The sequence below is a fragment of the uncultured Bacteroides sp. genome (assembly GCF_958445495.1).
Classification (GTDB): Bacteria; Bacteroidota; Bacteroidia; order Bacteroidales; family Bacteroidaceae; genus Bacteroides.
In genome coordinates this window covers 1-15,935 of record NZ_CAUCSQ010000055.1, presented here as the reverse complement: position 1 = coordinate 15,935, position 15,935 = coordinate 1, and the positions used below count along the sequence as shown (strand labels likewise).

The following is a 15,935-nucleotide window of genomic DNA, read 5'->3' as shown; positions in this document are numbered from 1 at the left end:
AAAAAGAAAACTATGATGATAAAAACATTGAAATATATAATGCTGGGCGCTGCTTTGGTTATGGCAGGTGCTTCTTGCAGTGATAATGATGAATATGAATATGTATCGCGTCCGGCAGAACCGGGTGATGCCTACTTTGGTTCGGAACCGATAGAAGAAGGACCTTCTCTGTTTGATGCGGCTACTATTAATGCAAGTAAGATTCCAAGAGTCACTGCCAATAAGAATACGGGGCTGGATGAATATTATCCGTTGGATGCGCCAGATATCTGGTCGTCAGTTACGCGTCCGGAACGTGTGAAGTTCTTCGAGAAGTTCTTGAAAGAGGATATGGTATTTGTTAATGGCGGTACGTTCCTAATGGGAGCTACTGCGGAGCAAGGAGAAGGAGTGCATATCCATGAGCTTCCGGTGCACAAAGTGACTTTGGATGATTACTATATCTGCAAGTTTGAGGTGACGCAGGAACTGTATTCATATGTAATGGGTAAATGGGAAAGTTTCTCATGGAAAGATCTTGCTACTACCCGTTTGCCGATGGATAACCGTCTTTTCAGCGAAATGCAGTCTTTCTGTACGAAGCTGAATGAAATCACAGGATTACATTTTACCCTGCCTACCGAAGCACAGTGGGAGTTTGCAGCGCGTGGCGGCAGAAAAAGAGCGGCGACGGTTTATGCGGGAAGCAATAACTTTGATGAAGTGGGATATAATCTTTCCAATTGTTACCGCCTGCCCGAAGGACAGACTGCGATGCAGTTCTGGCCGGAAGAGGTGGGAAAGAAGCAGCCGAACGAGTTGGGGCTGTATGATATGTCCGGCAATGTGGCGGAAGCTTGCCTTGACTGGTATGACGAGTATAGCGGAGAAGACCAGGTAAATCCGCTAGGGCCGGAATCTTTGCCGTCGGATATACCGCAGAAGCGCATTTGCCGTGGTGGTGGATGGAATACAAACATGAACGCCTGCCGGGTTTCTGCACGCAGCGCATTTCCGGTAAGCAAGCGTAACAAATTGATTGGTTTCAGACTGGTGCATCCGAAACTGGAAGACGTACAGTAAGGAGTAGTTTTTTGAGGATTTGAATTTTTAATAGGTAAGAGTAATGAAGAAATATGGTATAATAGGAGTTGTGCTGGCTGGTGTGGCTGTGATTTGCGCTTTCACATTCGGCGGGCATAATAAGGTGGATCGTTTACTGATGGATTTTCCACCGGAAGCTGACCCGGTGGCGGTGGGAAATAAGATATCCGACCGTTTTCTGAAACAGTGGCATTCGCAGTATGGCAGTCCGTTGCGGGTGAACGAACCGCGTACACAAGTCACCTACCCGGATGTATGTACCTGGCTCGGCGGACTTTGGTTTGCGCAGTCTACACATAATGTAGGGTTGAAGGAACGGCTGGAAGCACGTTTCCAACCGCTTCTCACCACCGAGGCTTATTTGCAGCCCAAAGCGAATCATGTGGATAACAATGTTTTCGGTACTATTCCTTTGGAGTTGTATCTGCAAACGAAGGATGAGAAGTATCTGGAAATGGGCATGAAGTATGCGGATACCCAGTGGGATGCTCCGGCTGAACAGGAGTTGACGGAAGATGAAAGATTGTGGGCGTATAAAGGATATTCATGGCAGACACGTCTTTGGATGGATGATATGTTTATGATTACCGCTATTCAGGCGCAGGCATATCGGGTGACGAAGGATGAAAAATACATTAATCGTGCCGCTCGTGAAATGGTTGTCTATCTGGATTCACTTCAACTCGGAAACGGGCTGTTCTACCATGCCCCTTCCGCACATTATTGTTGGGGGCGTGCCAACGGCTGGATGGCAGTGGGAATGGCGGAATTACTGCGTGTCCTGCCGGAAAATAATCCGGAAAGACCTGCGATTATGGCTGCTTATCTGAAAATGATGAAGACGTTGAAATCGACACAGAACGAAGAAGGAATGTGGAGACAACTGGTGGACGATCCGGAATTATGGGAAGAGACATCGGGAAGTGCCATGTTCACATATGCCATGATAGTAGGGGTGAAGAAAGGTTGGCTGGATGCGAAAGAGTATGGAGAGGCTGCCCGTAAGGGGTGGATTGCTCTATGCGGTTATATCAACGAGGCGGGCGATGTGAAAGCGGTATGCGAGGGCACGATGATAGAAAATAGCCGCGACCACTATATCAATCGCCTTGCGTTGACGGGCGACCTTCACGGACAAGCTCCCGTGCTGTGGTGTGCCTATGCTTTGGTCACAGACTTTAATACGAACCAGTAATTGACTTTTCCATGAAAACACGTATCATATTTTCCCTGTTGATAATACTTGCCGCTTGTATGCAGGCGCAGGTGCGCATGGTTGCGGGGCAATCGGTTTTGTTTGAGAAACAGGATGTGATTGACTTGCCGACATACAACTGGCCGCGTACACTGATTAGTTATGTGGTGGATTTTGACGGGGGAGTGAAAGAAGAAATGCTTTCGTTGATAGATAAGGGGCAGGATAAGCCTGTCCCTTTCCAACTATCGGAGAAGGTGGTAAAGAACGGACTGCTGCAACGTGCCAGGGTGAACTTCTTTGCTACATTGCCACAGGGCGGAAAGTATGCATATGAATTAGCGGCCACCGGCCGGAAGCCGGTAGCGGTATCCCGCCCTTTGGTGGTGGCATCAGAAGAGAAAGAGTTTTTGATAGGTAATGAAGATATGGCTGTGTACCTTCCCAAGTCGCAGCCAGTGGAAGCCGGAAAGGCTCCGGCTCCGGTAATGTCCGTCCGGAAGGGTGAACGGAGGATCGGGAATAATGTGTTGTATGCCCATCATAAGAAAGTGGAACGGATAGAGACCGTTCCGGTTGAGGTGGGCGAATTGTTTGTGACATACCGGGTGAAGTATTATTTTGTCGGAAATGCGACTTATACTGCATGGGTGAAGATGATACAGGGGTATCCGTTTGTCATTCTGGAAGAAGAGATGACGGGATTGTCGAAGGAAGACGAGGTGTATCTGGACATGTGCTGGGAGAATTTTGCTCCGATGAAACGTTTCGGTACGCAGTGGGATCGTGTATTCGACAAGGCTTCACAATGGATAGGCATTGACACGCCTGTGCATACCAGTTACTCGCAGGAAGACCCGCACTGGACGGGAATGGGATGGATAGAAGACCCTGCAAAGGAGATGATTTTTCGTATCTCTCCGTTTGGTGGAAACTCCGTGAGGGAGCAGACACCGGTCATGTCTTTCTGGGAAGAAGGTAAGAATGCGGATGAGTTGGGGGTATTTGTATATGAGCATCAGAAGTGGGACGACCACCAGTACGGTATTTGGCAACCGGCACCGGATCTGAGTATTTATTTCCGTTATGATGAAAAGAAGTTGTACTTCAACTATCCGCTTGTGGACGGAAGCCGTTCTACGGCAATTACTTTCTTCTCTGAAGAACAGGGACAGAAAGAAGTGAAGGAATTTAATAAACGTATTGACAAGATTGCCGCTAATGGCGGTGCACACAAATCGGATTTTTTGTCGTACCGATATGTGCAGATGCTTCATCAGCAATATGCGGCTTTGAGCTTGGACAGGATAAAGGACTGGGAGCTGGAATACGGAGACGACAAGAAGCAACCGGAAAATCTGTTTGTAAAAGACCATACAGGACAGACGGCGGAGAGTTTCTATAAAAACATGATTTCGTCTGCCTTTGCTTATTATCCGATGGGGCTGAACTTTTATCCGGGGATTCATTCGATAGAACATCGCCCGGTGTACTCCAAGCTGGTGGAAGGGTATTTATTCTATGCCCGCAGCCTGACAGAAAAGCAGCGGAAGACGGTGAAGGCTTTGTTTATCCTCGGCGGTTATGTGAATATGCTCGAAGAGATGAATGCTATCCGCAACTCGTTGGCCGGTACGGCAAACATGGCTGCCGACGGCTGGTGCGTGCCGATGCAGGTATCGTACTTGTTTCCGGAGCACACGATGGCTAAAGAGTGGGGAGACTTCTTCGAGAAATGCCTGGAGATTTATGGAGTGTTTTATACACGTCCCGAAGTGAGGGCTTTTGAAGGCAAGGGCGGTCGTTGGGTGGAGAGCCTGGGGGTTTATAACTGGGCTTATCTGCGTCCGACAGGACATTCGAATATTGCAGGTGAACTGTATGACGGGAAAAATCGCTTTGCCAGTCCGTATATGGCGGAGAGAGGAAAATGGTTGGTGGACATGCTGACTGCTCCTGTCTATAATTATAGAAATGTAAAGGGGGCAAAGCCAGGATATCCTGAAGGATGGAAACCGGGAGACGAGTTGGACGAGGAACGTTTTACCCGCCAGTATCCGGCTCACGGTGCGCACGGGGGGGGAACGACTTTCGACCGTCCCTGTTCATTGTCCGAGTTGGGGGAGTGGTTGTTCAATTATGAGCCGATAGTAGCCGAGAATATATTTTGGGCAGGCAAGTTTGGTAAGGAACTGGAGCATAAATCCAAGAATTCGGATTGGTCTGAAGTATATAAGCGGATGCATGCGGTGGATAACCGTGGGACGAATCCGCACTTGAAGAGTTGTAAATATGTGGGGCATGGCATTGTGCTCCGGGCAGGGGTGGATACACCGGAAGAATTGTCCATCCATTTGGAACAAGTGGATAAGGGCCCTAACTACCGTTGGGGAAATCAGGCGCAGGGAAACTCCGGAGGTATTTATTTCTATGCACAGGGACAGTTGTTTACCGGACACGAGAATGAGAATGCCGGCGACCATATCACGAATAATCTGGACGGTATCACCAACTTCGGTGTGATGAAGAACGGAGAGTTCCGAACCATTGGGATGAATGAGCTGACAGCTCCTCTTTATGACTTGGGCATTGCACAGTTTGCGGAATTGCTGCCTGCCACCGGAAAGGACTTGTATAGCTGGCCGGAATACCAGTCGCGCAGTATCCTGCTGGTCGGCACGGATTATTATTTGATTTTTGATGAAACGGGAACTAACTGGAGAGCGGCGCATCGTTTCTCATGGTTTACCGGAAAGGGATTTGAGTATCCGCAGATTACTTTCTTGTCCAAAAAAGCGCGCGATGATTATTGGACGGTTGCGGAAACGGCTACTTCCAAAGGATTTTATCGTGATGCGTTCGGCTCATTACTTACATTGGTTTCACATAAGAAGGGCGAGGTGGTTCCATTGAAAGGAAGTTTGAAGCATATTCCTTTGTTGAAGACGAAAGATGTCACCGATTTTATTCCGGCAAAGCAGGATGCTTATCCCGAAGGGGTGACAGGTATCTGTGCTCCTCAAAGTGAGGACTTGGTGTTCCGTGCAGGAAAGGTGTTGGAGTATCGTACGGAGCAGGAAGCCTTTCATGGGAAGGCGGGCGTGATTCGGCGGATGAAGGACGGTAGCCTGCAATTGGCTTTAATCCGGGGGACTGAAATGGCTGCGGACGGGCTGGGACTGTCTTTGGAAACTGACAATGAAGCGGCAGTGGCTTTGACCCGTGCGGTGGACGGAACCCTGTCCGGTGTGTTTAAAGCATTGAAGCCTGCCAAAGTGACTTTCATGGGATTGGCTGCCAAAGGTACTTTTTATATAGACGGAGCAGCTCAACCTGTTACGGTGAAAGCCGGTCGGGCGGTGGTGACGCTGCCGGTCGGTGAACATAACTGGGAATATACGACGGGGAAGGCACTGCCGCTGCCTGCTGAAATCACAGACGTGGAATATGAAAAGAATCAATTCCTGGTGTATTGGAAAAATCCGAATCACGTGAAGACTATACGGTTGGAAGTTTCTGCGGACGGGGGTAAAAGTTGGAAAGCGGTAAAGACTGCCGGGCAGTCTCCTTGCAAACTGTCTAAGAGTGGTTATCAGAATAAGATTCATGTCCGTGCCGTTGCTTTGAATGGCAACAGGGCTGCTTCGTTTGCGCAGGAATATCCGGTTTATGTGACGGATGAGGCTCCCCACTATCCGGAAGGTGTCTGGCTGAAACTGGATAAGAACCGGGTAGAGTTGTCATGGGGAAAAGTGCTTGGAGTACAGAAATATCGTTTGTACCGGAGAGTGAAAGGTGAAAAGGAATTCCGTCCGGTGTATGAAGGTAAAGAGAATCATTTCATGGATAATACCGCTGAGGGAGTCCGCAAGGCATTTGCGATGCCGGGTTCGTTGGATAACCGTTTGCAGGACAGGGAAGGAGTGAAGGTCTACGAATATGCAGTCTCTTCCGTCAATGGCAATGGAGAAGGGAAGTTGTCTCCTGTAGAAGATACCGATCCGGCCTCTTGGAAGAACTGGTATCCGGACACTTCTTTGAAGTTCAAACGGCAGTCGGCTTTTTGGATGCCGCCTTATATGCCTGCGCATATGTCTCCAGAGAAGTATTATCCCGATTAATAACAAATAAAAGGCTTACATGAAAATCATATATTTTTTATGCGCACTGGTAGTCGCTCTTTCTTCGTGTCAGAAGAAACCCGCTGTTTCCATTGTGTTACAGAATCCTATGGATATAGAGCGCGTGGATGAGAACTTCAAGTTCTCGCGTGCGGACTTGAATGTCACTGGGGGAGATTTGCTTCCTGTGGTGAAAAGGGCAGACGGGACATACGTTCCGTGCCAGGTGGACGATATGGATCAGGACGGTGTATGGGATGAACTGGCTTTTGTCTATACACTGGGAGGTGGCGAAAAGGCGGAATTGCTGTTGGATTGGGTTGCTGCTGCCGATTATCCTGCTTTCGAAAGGCGTACTAATATCCGTTACGGAAAGATGATTTCGCCTGGTCAGGTAGAGGAATTGAGTTCCGATACGCATGGCAAGCACAATTTACCCCGTTCGGTGAATTATCCTTACCAGATGGATGGTCCGGCATGGGAAAATGACAAGGTGGGCTTCCGCCATTATTTTGACGGACGGAATTGCCGTGACTTATTCGGTAAGCGGGTGGCGGAAATGGTGCTGGATACGATAGGTATCCGTGCGGACGGATGCCCGGACAATACTTATCAGGAATTGAGGGAGTGGGGATGCGACATTCTGAGTGCGGCCAATTCTTTCGGATTGGGCGGGCTTGCCGTTCAGTTGCAGGATACGCTGATACGAATGGGAGTGGAGTTTAAAGATACGGTGGATAGGATTGATTCTTCTCATTTCGAGATTATAACGGAAGGCCCTGTTCGCTCGGTGTTCCGGTTGGATTTTATCGGATGGGATATTCTCGGTACGAAAGTCGATGTTCATGAGACAGTAACGATTTGGGCGGGAAAATACGGGTATGAAGAAGAGATACGCACTTCTCCGCTTCCGGAAAACGCAGCTTTGGTGACAGGTATCGTGGCGAATAATAATACAAAGGAGCCGGTGGAGAAGTTGTATGACGGGAAATGGATTTCCATGATTACACATGATAAACAGACGGTCGGGAAAGATTATGAGCTAGGTATGGCGTTGCTGATTCCGAAGGAACAATTGCTGGAAACGTTTCATGCGCCGGAAGAGGGAACGGGTATTCTTAAGACATGGTGTGCCAAACTGAAACCGGGTGAAAAGGGATACTCCTATCAGGTATATGCCGGTTGGGAACTCAGTGTAGAGAGTTTCTCCGAACGTGAAGATTTTATACGGCTGATTGATACGTATGCCGGTTGTTTGAATAATCCTGTTGTTGTGACTATTAATTAGAGACAGATGAAACGGAAAGTTTTTTCATATATGGTTTTGTGCATGTTGCTTTTGTTTTGCACTTCAGCTTGTAATGATAGTAATATAAGTCAAGATGAGTCTTCGTCTCTTCCGTCAACCCCGGAAGAATCTCCCGAAGAGTTAGAAGAGCCTTTTATGCGGGGCGCTACTTATGAGGAAAGGGCGCAGTCGCTTATTAATCATATGCTGCGGGTGACTCCGGGGAAAGATTATAGTATAAAATATTTGTCTCCCTTTTACTATGCAAGGTTGTGGCGCGACTATGAGACAGCGGAATCCATAACAAAGTTGACTGAGATGTATCAGTATCAATCGGAGCATATAAATGACATTTATAATTCTGATTCCGACCTGGAGTTTTTCGTGCATGCCACTATGCATGGGTATATGCTTACTAAGGAGAAAATGACAGAACAGTTGCGTAAAAAGATAAAGGACTTCATGCAGTTAGGAAAGTATGCGAATGATAAAGGTACGCTGAATATGCGGCTGATGCGTCAGGCAAGTGGTTTTCTTTGTGCGGAAGAATGGGCAGACTTCACCGATGCGGACGGAAGTACTTCTCCGCAGTTGAAGGAGTATTTGCGGAACAGGCTTGTGGAGGATCTGAGGTCGTTCTTTACGGATAATTGCCCGGAAGCGGATGCGTTTACTTATTTGGGAATAAATCTTCAGTATGTGAGGATGCTTGCTGAGTTTAGCCAAGATGAGGTAGTACGGAAAACTGCCGTAGCTACTTATCAGCATATGGTCGCACAACTGATGTTACCTTGGAATCAGGGACTTTATTGTGCTAATCCGTCCCGTTGTAAAGGGTGGGCAAATCTATGTACGGGTAATTTGGGCTTGGATGTGCAGATTACGCAATTGGCCTGGTTGTTCTATGGTGGACAGGAGGAGCGTATGATTCGCATGAATGCGGGTAAAGATAACTTTGGCTGCTTTAACTTCTGGATGGCGTATCAACGTAATGTCAAGCCGCTTCCTTTTCTTCAGGCTCTGAATGCGGGCAAGCAATATCCTTACAGTTTTGAGGCCTTGCGGATTGATAAAGACCATTTTTGCTGTAGATATACTTATCAGAGCAAGAATTACGGTTTGTCTACACAAACCATAGAAGCGTTTCCGGATAAGTTGAAGAACTTCCAGTACACTTATGCTTTCAAGGAGACTAAGAATCTGCACTTGGTATGGCAGTCTGATTTATCCGATGCTTCTGTATTCAGTGTATGTCATGATAACCCGGAGCGTCCGCAAAGCCATCAGACGGTATCGAACAAGCCGGGATATGGGGAAAACCCTTATCATCGGGTGCTGGCGTATGAAGGGGCTGCCGTCGGGGTTTATAATGTGGCGGAGAATTATATGGACGAGCCCAAGTTTTATCAGATGTATGTGCCGTTCACCCGCAAGGGTATCAAGAAAAGGATGATTAGGGAAATCAATGGCATGCGCTGGGTGTTGTGTCACACCGGTTCGATGATGTTTGCTTTCTCTACTCCCGAAGAATGGGATTTTGGTTTGCTGGATGATAAGTATGGCATTAAGGATCATTACATACTGACTCTTAAAGACGAAAAACGGCGCCGGGGGTCTTGGGTACTGGAAACGACTGAAATCGTGGAACAATACAAAGACGCTCGAGGGGATATGGAGACCGAACTGAATAAATTTGCCGCTGATATAAAGGCAAAGGTAAAACTTCAGCTTTCGGCGGATTATGAAACAAGTGATACTCCTGCCATTTCTTATACAAATATTCAGGGGGATGTATTGGAATTGATTTTCTTCTCTCCTGAGACAGCTTATAGCGGACAGTATAAAGTGAATGGAAAGACTATGAAACTGAATATCGGATATATCTCTAAAAGTGACTATATGCAGCAAAAGGCGGGAAGTAATAGCGTGCTGTTTCATACGGCAACGGGTACTGAAACCTTGCGGATGGAATAGTGGACTATATTTGCAATTTTACATATAACTATTGAAACGAAGAATAATGAAGAAACAAATATTATTATTGATGGCTTTGGCTAGCCTGTTTTCGTCATGTGTTGTTGATAAGAACGCCAATGCTTGGGGAGATGAGTTGAGCCGTTATGTTATGGAGTCTTATATGCCTGCTGACAAGTATGTATGGAACTGGAATGAGGCCATTTTTCTGAAAGCGGCTATCGAGCGTTGCGAGAATAATATCGAGACAGGAAAGATGTCGGATTATATCCGGAAAGCGATGGAACATACAATGGATGATGTGAACGGCCTGCATCCCAATGCAGTGGCTTCCGGCTTCGGTATGGCTTATCTGGCTCAGTCTACGGGAGAGGGGAGATACGAGCAGAAGGCATTTGATGTCTATAAGGACTATTGTGAAATACCGCGGTCGGATAACGGTGGTATCTCTCATCGGGAGAATGTGATTGAGTTGTGGGACGATACGGTGTATATGGTGAGTGAGTTTCTGATGCAGATGTACAAACTCACCGGTGATGAGAAGTATCTACGGGAAGCTGTCTTTCAGATTAATGCGCATGCCGAGAAACTGGAAGATTCGGAAACCGGGTTGTGGTATCACGGTTGGGATAATGACACGATTTCTACGGTCGACCCTTGTTGTCAGCTTGGCTGGGCGGATAATCCTTACCGGCGGAATAATGAATTTTGGGGTAGGGGCAACGGATGGATTACGATGACACTGGTGAATATCCTCGAAATCATGCCGGAGCAGATGCCGGAATACGAATTGTTGAAAGGGAAGTATCTGAAGATGATGAATACTTTAGCCGGTGTGCAGGACAAGGAGAACGGACATTGGTACCAGTTGCCTGTTTATCCGGGTGAGGAAGGAAACTTTATTGAGAGTTCTTGTACGGCGATGTTTGCTTATGCCATTACTGCGGGAGTCAGAAACGGTTTGTTGCCTGCTGATACTTTCATGCCGGTAGTGGAACGTGCTTATAAGGGATTGCAGGAGCATAGCCTGATGAAGAAGGATGGTTATCTGGTGATGAAGAACGTGTGTGCCGGAACCTGTATTGGTGATAAGGATTATTATTATAATCGTGAGATTGTGAACGACCGTCCGTTTGGGTATGGAGTGGCTATCATGTTCTATGACCAGTACCAACTGTTGAAAGCACAGAAATAAGTATCAAAATGAAGACTCGGAAGAACATGAAAACATTTTTAAGAATCGGAATGTGGGCTTTATGCTTTGCAACTGCATTGGATATATCGGCCTCTCCCAAAGACGGAATCTACCATAAAGGATGGATTGACTTCAATAAAAACGGGAAGATGGATGTCTATGAAGACCCAGATGCTTCGGTAGAAGCACGGGTACGGGACTTGTTGAACCAGATGACTGTTGACGAAAAGACTTGCCAGATGGCTACCCTTTACGGTTCGGGACGAGTGTTGAAGGATGCCGTGCCCACAGAGAAATGGAAGCAGGAGATTTGGAAAGACGGAATCGGGAATATTGATGAACAGCATAACGGCTTGGGGGAGTTTGGCTCGGAGTACTCATTTCCATATACCAAGCATGTAAAGACCAAACACGAGCTTCAACGTTGGTTTGTGGAGCAAACCCGTTTGGGAATTCCGGTCGATTTTACGAATGAGGGGATTCGTGGGCTGTGCCACGACCGGGCTACTTATTTCCCTTCGCAAAGTGGGCAGGGGGCTACTTGGAACAAGCAGCTTATTGCCCGTATCGGAGAGGTGGAAGCGAAAGAAGCGGATGCGTTGGGATATACCAATATTTATTCTCCTATTTTGGATATAGCACAGGATCCCCGTTGGGGGCGTGCGGTGGAGACGTATGGGGAAGACCCTTATCTTGTCGGGCAGTTAGGCAAGCAGATGATTATGAGTCTGCAGAAGCAGAATTTGGTTTCTACGGTGAAGCATTTTGCGGTGTATAGTATTCCGGTAGGTGCACGCGATGGAAAGACACGCACCGACCCGCATGTGGCACCAAAGGAAATGCGCACGCTGTATTTGGATCCGTTCCGGGTGGCATTTACGGAAGCTGGTGCATTGGGAGTGATGAGTTCCTATAATGATTATGACGGTGAACCGGTTACGGGCAGTTATAAGTTTCTGACAGAGATTCTTCGTCAGGAATATGGATTTAAAGGATATGTAGTGTCCGATAGCGAAGCGGTGGAATTTATAACAACCAAGCATCAGGTAGCGGCGGACGAGGTAGATGGAGTGGCGCAAGCTGTAAATGCAGGTTTGAATATCCGTACACACTTTACGGTACCGGAAGATTTTATTTTACCTCTGCGGAAAGCTGTTCAGGAAGGCAAAGTGTCACAGAGGACACTTGATGACCGGGTAGCGGATATCCTGCGGGTGAAATTCTGGTTGGGGTTGTTTGACAACCCGTATAGGGGGGACGGAGCTTTGGCGGAAAAGGTGGTTCATTGCCGGGAACATCAGGATTTGTCTTTGGAAGCGGCTCGCCAGTCCTTAGTGTTATTGAAGAATGAGAGGCAGTTGCTGCCTTTGAAGAAGACATGGAAGAAGTTGGCGGTCATCGGCCCGAATGCTGATGAACGGGAACAGTTGATTTGCCGGTATGGACCGGCTAACGCCCGGGTAAAGACGGTTTATCAGGGTATCAGGGAATTGTTGCCGGAGGCTTCGGTTGTATATAAGAAAGGTTGTGAGATTATAGACCCCCATTTCCCGGAAAGCGAGATTCTTCCTTTCGAAAAGACGGAAGAGGAAAAACAGATGATGGAAGAGGCGGTGGCTGCTGCCCGTGATGCGGAAGTTGTCATTATGGTGCTGGGCGGTTCGGAACTGACGGTTCGCGAAGACCGTTCGCGTACTAGCCTGAATTTACCGGGACGGCAGCAGGAGCTGCTAGAGGCAGTCTGTGCAACCGGAAAACCGGTGGTGCTGGTGATGATTGACGGGCGTGCTGCCAGTATTAATTATGCCAATAAATATGTGCCGGCTATTATTCATGCCTGGTTCCCGGGAGAATTTGGCGGTCAGGCGGTTGCTGAGGCTTTGTTCGGTGATTATAATCCAGGTGGACGCATGGCGGTCACTTTCCCTAAATCAGTAGGGCAGATACCGTTTGCTTTCCCGTTCAAACCGGGCTCGGATGAGTCTTCGGAGACTGCGGTATATGGTGCGCTCTATCCGTTTGGGCATGGATTGAGTTATACTACCTTTACATATAGTGACTTGGTTATTACTCCGGGAACACAGGGAACACAAGGTGAGATTGCGGTTAGCTGTAAGGTGAAGAATACGGGGAACTGTTCTGGAGACGAGGTGGTACAGCTTTATTTGAGGGATGAAGTGAGCAGTGTTACTACTTATACGAAAGTGCTGAGAGGGTTTGAACGTATCACATTGGAACCAGGTGAAGAGAAGACGGTTCATTTCTTGCTGACTCCTCAGGATTTGGGCTTATGGGACAAAGACATGAGATTTGTAGTGGAACCGGGTTCATTTAAAGTGATGGTGGGTGCATCTTCTGCCGATATCCGTCTTACGGGGACTTTTACCGTTCATGGATGACAGGAACAATAAGTAATGATGGTAATGAAACTGAAGTATTGGTTCGTTGCTGCCGGCTTATTGCTGGCATGCTATGTCCGGGCGCAGGAACTGCGCCGGGCGGATTTTTTGCCTAAAGCGTCCGTTGCCTTTGATTTGCTGACGCAGAAATACAGTGAGGAACGGATTGTCAAGGAAATAGGGAATAAGAATGTACGTTGGATTACCAATCTGATGTCCGCATCTGCTATCTTCTATAAGGCTACACAGGAAAAACGCTATTTGGATATGTCCGAGCAGGTGTTTAAAAACGCTGTGAGCGAGTGGAGAAAGAATGAAAAGCTGATGAACGGGAGGGATGACTTTTTTGCATTGCAGAATCTGGCATTGGCTTATGAGGTTTTGAAAGATAATGAGCGTTTGTCGGACGAAGCGGATGATGTTATGATTCGTTTCGCTGACCTTCATTTCGACCCGGACTTTGTTATAGATAACAATCAGGGGCAGGAACGGGCTTTGGGATTTGTCCGTATGTATAATTTATTTCCGGATGCTCCGAATGCCGCTCGTTGGAAGGAGTATGTCGATAAGATGTGGGAGTTTTGGTACCGGAATAAAGATGTAGATGAAACTGCGACTCTTTATGCTTCCATTCATTTGAATGATATCATCAGTATTGCTATTGAAAGCGGTAAAGTGGCTTTGTTAAAGACGCAGGAAATAACAAAATGGTTTGAACGCTACCGTGACCAACAGGCGCCTAGCGGATATATGCCCGAATATGGGGATGATTACTTCTTTGCGTATAATAATTGGATATTGGTGTTTGAGAAGATGGCACGCCTTACCGGGGATGCTTCTTATCGTAAAGCAGCATGGAAGCTTTTCACGATAGGTTATCCTAATCTGGAGAAGAAGAAGTATTTTGCTCCGGGATGGAATTTACGTCAGGCTTGTGACTGGGCAGCGTTGGCAGAAGCGGCTCTGTTACCTTCTTTTAAGGGGAAAGCGGAATCACCGGCTCGCCTGTCTATGGTGACGACCCGTACCAACCGGAAAGGAAAGACCGGAATCCCTGACCAATTGTTATTGCGTGGCTCAGCCGAACTGGGAGCTCCGTTTGTCATGAGTGACTTATATGCTTCCGGTACACATCAGCATCCGAACTTGCGTGGTACAATCAATTATTTTGAGGTAGATGATGCTCCTTTGTTTCATGGGGTGCAGAGACATGCCACAGATGTACGTCATGGCAATACGGTTGTTTTAATGAGAGCGACAGATGCCGGATTTCCTTTTGGTGAGAAAGAGAGCCGTTTGCTGACTGATACCTGGTTTACGGACTACATTGATTTTAGTCAGTCTACGGAAATATCAGATGATGCTTCCATGCGCGGAATGAAGAAACTTACGTTCCGTTTTCAGGGACAGCCGGGCGAGGAGATTTATATCAGGAGTGTGAAGCTGACGGGAAAAGCTGGAGATAAATTGCTGCATGATTGCAATACTTTGGAGCATTGGGGAAAGAATGTAAAGCTGGTCGATTTGAAAAAGGGAGAAAAGGCGATAAAAATAGTACTTCCTGACAAGAATGTGTGCTTTGTTACATTGGATGTGTCCGTCGACTTCAGTCTGGATGATTATCGGTACATCGGCTGTGACTGGAAGCATATAGCAAAAGATAAAGCCGGAAAGTCTGTCTTGGATTTTATGATACGTGCTTATAATAAGGTGAAACTTCCGGGTGAAGATTATATCCATGAGAAAGCGGGTACTTTATTCAACCCGAACACGGTGAGGAAAGCAATGGCAGAGACACGTAACGGTGATAGTTATGGACAGGTTATACTGGATAATCAATGCGTTGACGGCTCCACGTTACAACGGAACATTGTGTTGACAAAAGAAGGAATCCTTATTATGCAGGATTGTCTGTTGCCCGGAATAGGAACAGAAGATTATACAGCCGGCAGCCTGTGGCAACTATATACCTTGGATAAGCGTGGCAAGAACTGGTTTGATTCTCCCGGAGAGACAAAGGGATGGAAAGACCGTTCCGGCAAGGATATAGAAACCGATCGTCTATTTATCTATTTCGAAGAACAGAAAGGACGTAGTTTTGGAGCGCAGCAGCAAGAATATACTGTAAAGCCGACTACAGTCTTTGCCAAACAGAAAGTGAAGCCGGGTATTCCCATTACATTTGTGACCATCGTTATTCCTCACAATATCGCTTGGAGAGCGGAAGATATGGCAAAAACCATTTCTTCCAAAACGGATGGGACGCAAAAGAGTGATATACGTATTGTCCTGGCTGATAAGAGAGTGTTAAATGTGGAGATTGCAAAGGATGGAAAATGGGCGGTGGAACGCTAACAATTTTGTGCAAAGAGGATGACAAAACTAAAATGGGCCCTTAGAAAAGTTATGGATTGTAACCGATAAACATAAAAGAACCGTATCAAAGTCTATTTTTGAGTAATGATATGGTTCTTTTTATTGCAGATGGGGCAAATTTTAGATTAAAAGGAACCATATTACATTGAATTACAACTGATCCGCTATGATTTCACGGGTTAGTAAAATAAAAAAAGACAACCAAGAGTGGAAGCCTCCTAATTGCCTAATTTACAAGTCTTTCGACTTAGTAGCGGGACCCGGGATTGAACCGGGGACCTCATGATTATGAATCATGCGCTCT

8 protein-coding genes are annotated in these 15,935 nt (G+C 46.9%); all 8 read left to right on the top strand.

Translation table 11 applies throughout. The features are described from left to right. Window positions 1-12: 12 nt before the first annotated feature. Genes Q5076_RS15085 through Q5076_RS15050 form a run of 8 tightly spaced genes read left to right on the top strand, consistent with a single transcriptional unit; the run spans window position 13 to window position 15,610 of the window. Window positions 13-1,062 (top strand): formylglycine-generating enzyme family protein, encoded by a 1,050-nt coding sequence (locus Q5076_RS15085; RefSeq protein ID WP_303014431.1) that lies wholly within the window; start codon window positions 13-15, stop codon window positions 1,060-1,062. A 43-nt stretch (window positions 1,063-1,105) separates the two neighbouring features. Beyond that, on the top strand, window positions 1,106-2,278 hold the full coding sequence (locus Q5076_RS15080) for a glycoside hydrolase family 105 protein (RefSeq protein WP_303014430.1): 1,173 nt from the start codon (window positions 1,106-1,108) through the stop codon (window positions 2,276-2,278). An 11-nt stretch (window positions 2,279-2,289) separates the two neighbouring features. Then, on the top strand, window positions 2,290-6,399 hold the full coding sequence (locus Q5076_RS15075) for a hypothetical protein (RefSeq protein ID WP_303014429.1): 4,110 nt from the start codon (window positions 2,290-2,292) through the stop codon (window positions 6,397-6,399). 19 nt (window positions 6,400-6,418) lie between these two features. Next, entirely contained in the window at window positions 6,419-7,687 is a 1,269-nt protein-coding gene (locus Q5076_RS15070; protein WP_303014428.1) for a DUF4861 domain-containing protein, read from the top strand. 6 nt (window positions 7,688-7,693) lie between these two features. After that, a complete protein-coding gene (locus tag Q5076_RS15065) occupies window positions 7,694-9,661 on the top strand; it encodes a hypothetical protein (RefSeq protein WP_303014427.1) in 1,968 nt (655 codons plus the stop codon). A gap of 46 nt (window positions 9,662-9,707) precedes the next feature. After that, window positions 9,708-10,856, top strand: coding sequence for a glycoside hydrolase family 105 protein (locus Q5076_RS15060; RefSeq protein ID WP_303014426.1), 1,149 nt, complete (start codon window positions 9,708-9,710; stop codon window positions 10,854-10,856). 50 nt (window positions 10,857-10,906) lie between these two features. Then, window positions 10,907-13,255 carry a glycoside hydrolase family 3 N-terminal domain-containing protein gene (locus Q5076_RS15055; RefSeq protein ID WP_303014437.1) on the top strand — a complete coding sequence of 783 codons (2,349 nt, stop codon included), beginning with the start codon at window positions 10,907-10,909 and terminating at the stop codon, window positions 13,253-13,255. Between the two features lie 24 nt (window positions 13,256-13,279). Then, entirely contained in the window at window positions 13,280-15,610 is a 2,331-nt protein-coding gene (locus tag Q5076_RS15050; protein WP_303014425.1) for a hypothetical protein, read from the top strand. Window positions 15,611-15,935: the final 325 nt, after the last annotated feature.

What these genes read in the sequence shown, in the direction of transcription:
- Q5076_RS15080 (WP_303014430.1), top strand. Translation starts at nt 1,106, where the DNA reads ATGAAGAAATATGGTATAATAGGAGTTGTGCTGGCTGGTGTGGCTGTG.
- Q5076_RS15075 (WP_303014429.1), top strand. Translation starts at nt 2,290, where the DNA reads ATGAAAACACGTATCATATTTTCCCTGTTGATAATACTTGCCGCTTGT.
- Q5076_RS15060 (WP_303014426.1), top strand. Translation starts at nt 9,708, where the DNA reads ATGAAGAAACAAATATTATTATTGATGGCTTTGGCTAGCCTGTTTTCG.
- Q5076_RS15065 (WP_303014427.1), top strand. Translation starts at nt 7,694, where the DNA reads ATGAAACGGAAAGTTTTTTCATATATGGTTTTGTGCATGTTGCTTTTG.
- Q5076_RS15085 (WP_303014431.1), top strand. Translation starts at nt 13, where the DNA reads ATGATGATAAAAACATTGAAATATATAATGCTGGGCGCTGCTTTGGTT.
- Q5076_RS15070 (WP_303014428.1), top strand. Translation starts at nt 6,419, where the DNA reads ATGAAAATCATATATTTTTTATGCGCACTGGTAGTCGCTCTTTCTTCG.
- Q5076_RS15055 (WP_303014437.1), top strand. Translation starts at nt 10,907, where the DNA reads ATGTGGGCTTTATGCTTTGCAACTGCATTGGATATATCGGCCTCTCCC.
- Q5076_RS15050 (WP_303014425.1), top strand. Translation starts at nt 13,280, where the DNA reads ATGAAACTGAAGTATTGGTTCGTTGCTGCCGGCTTATTGCTGGCATGC.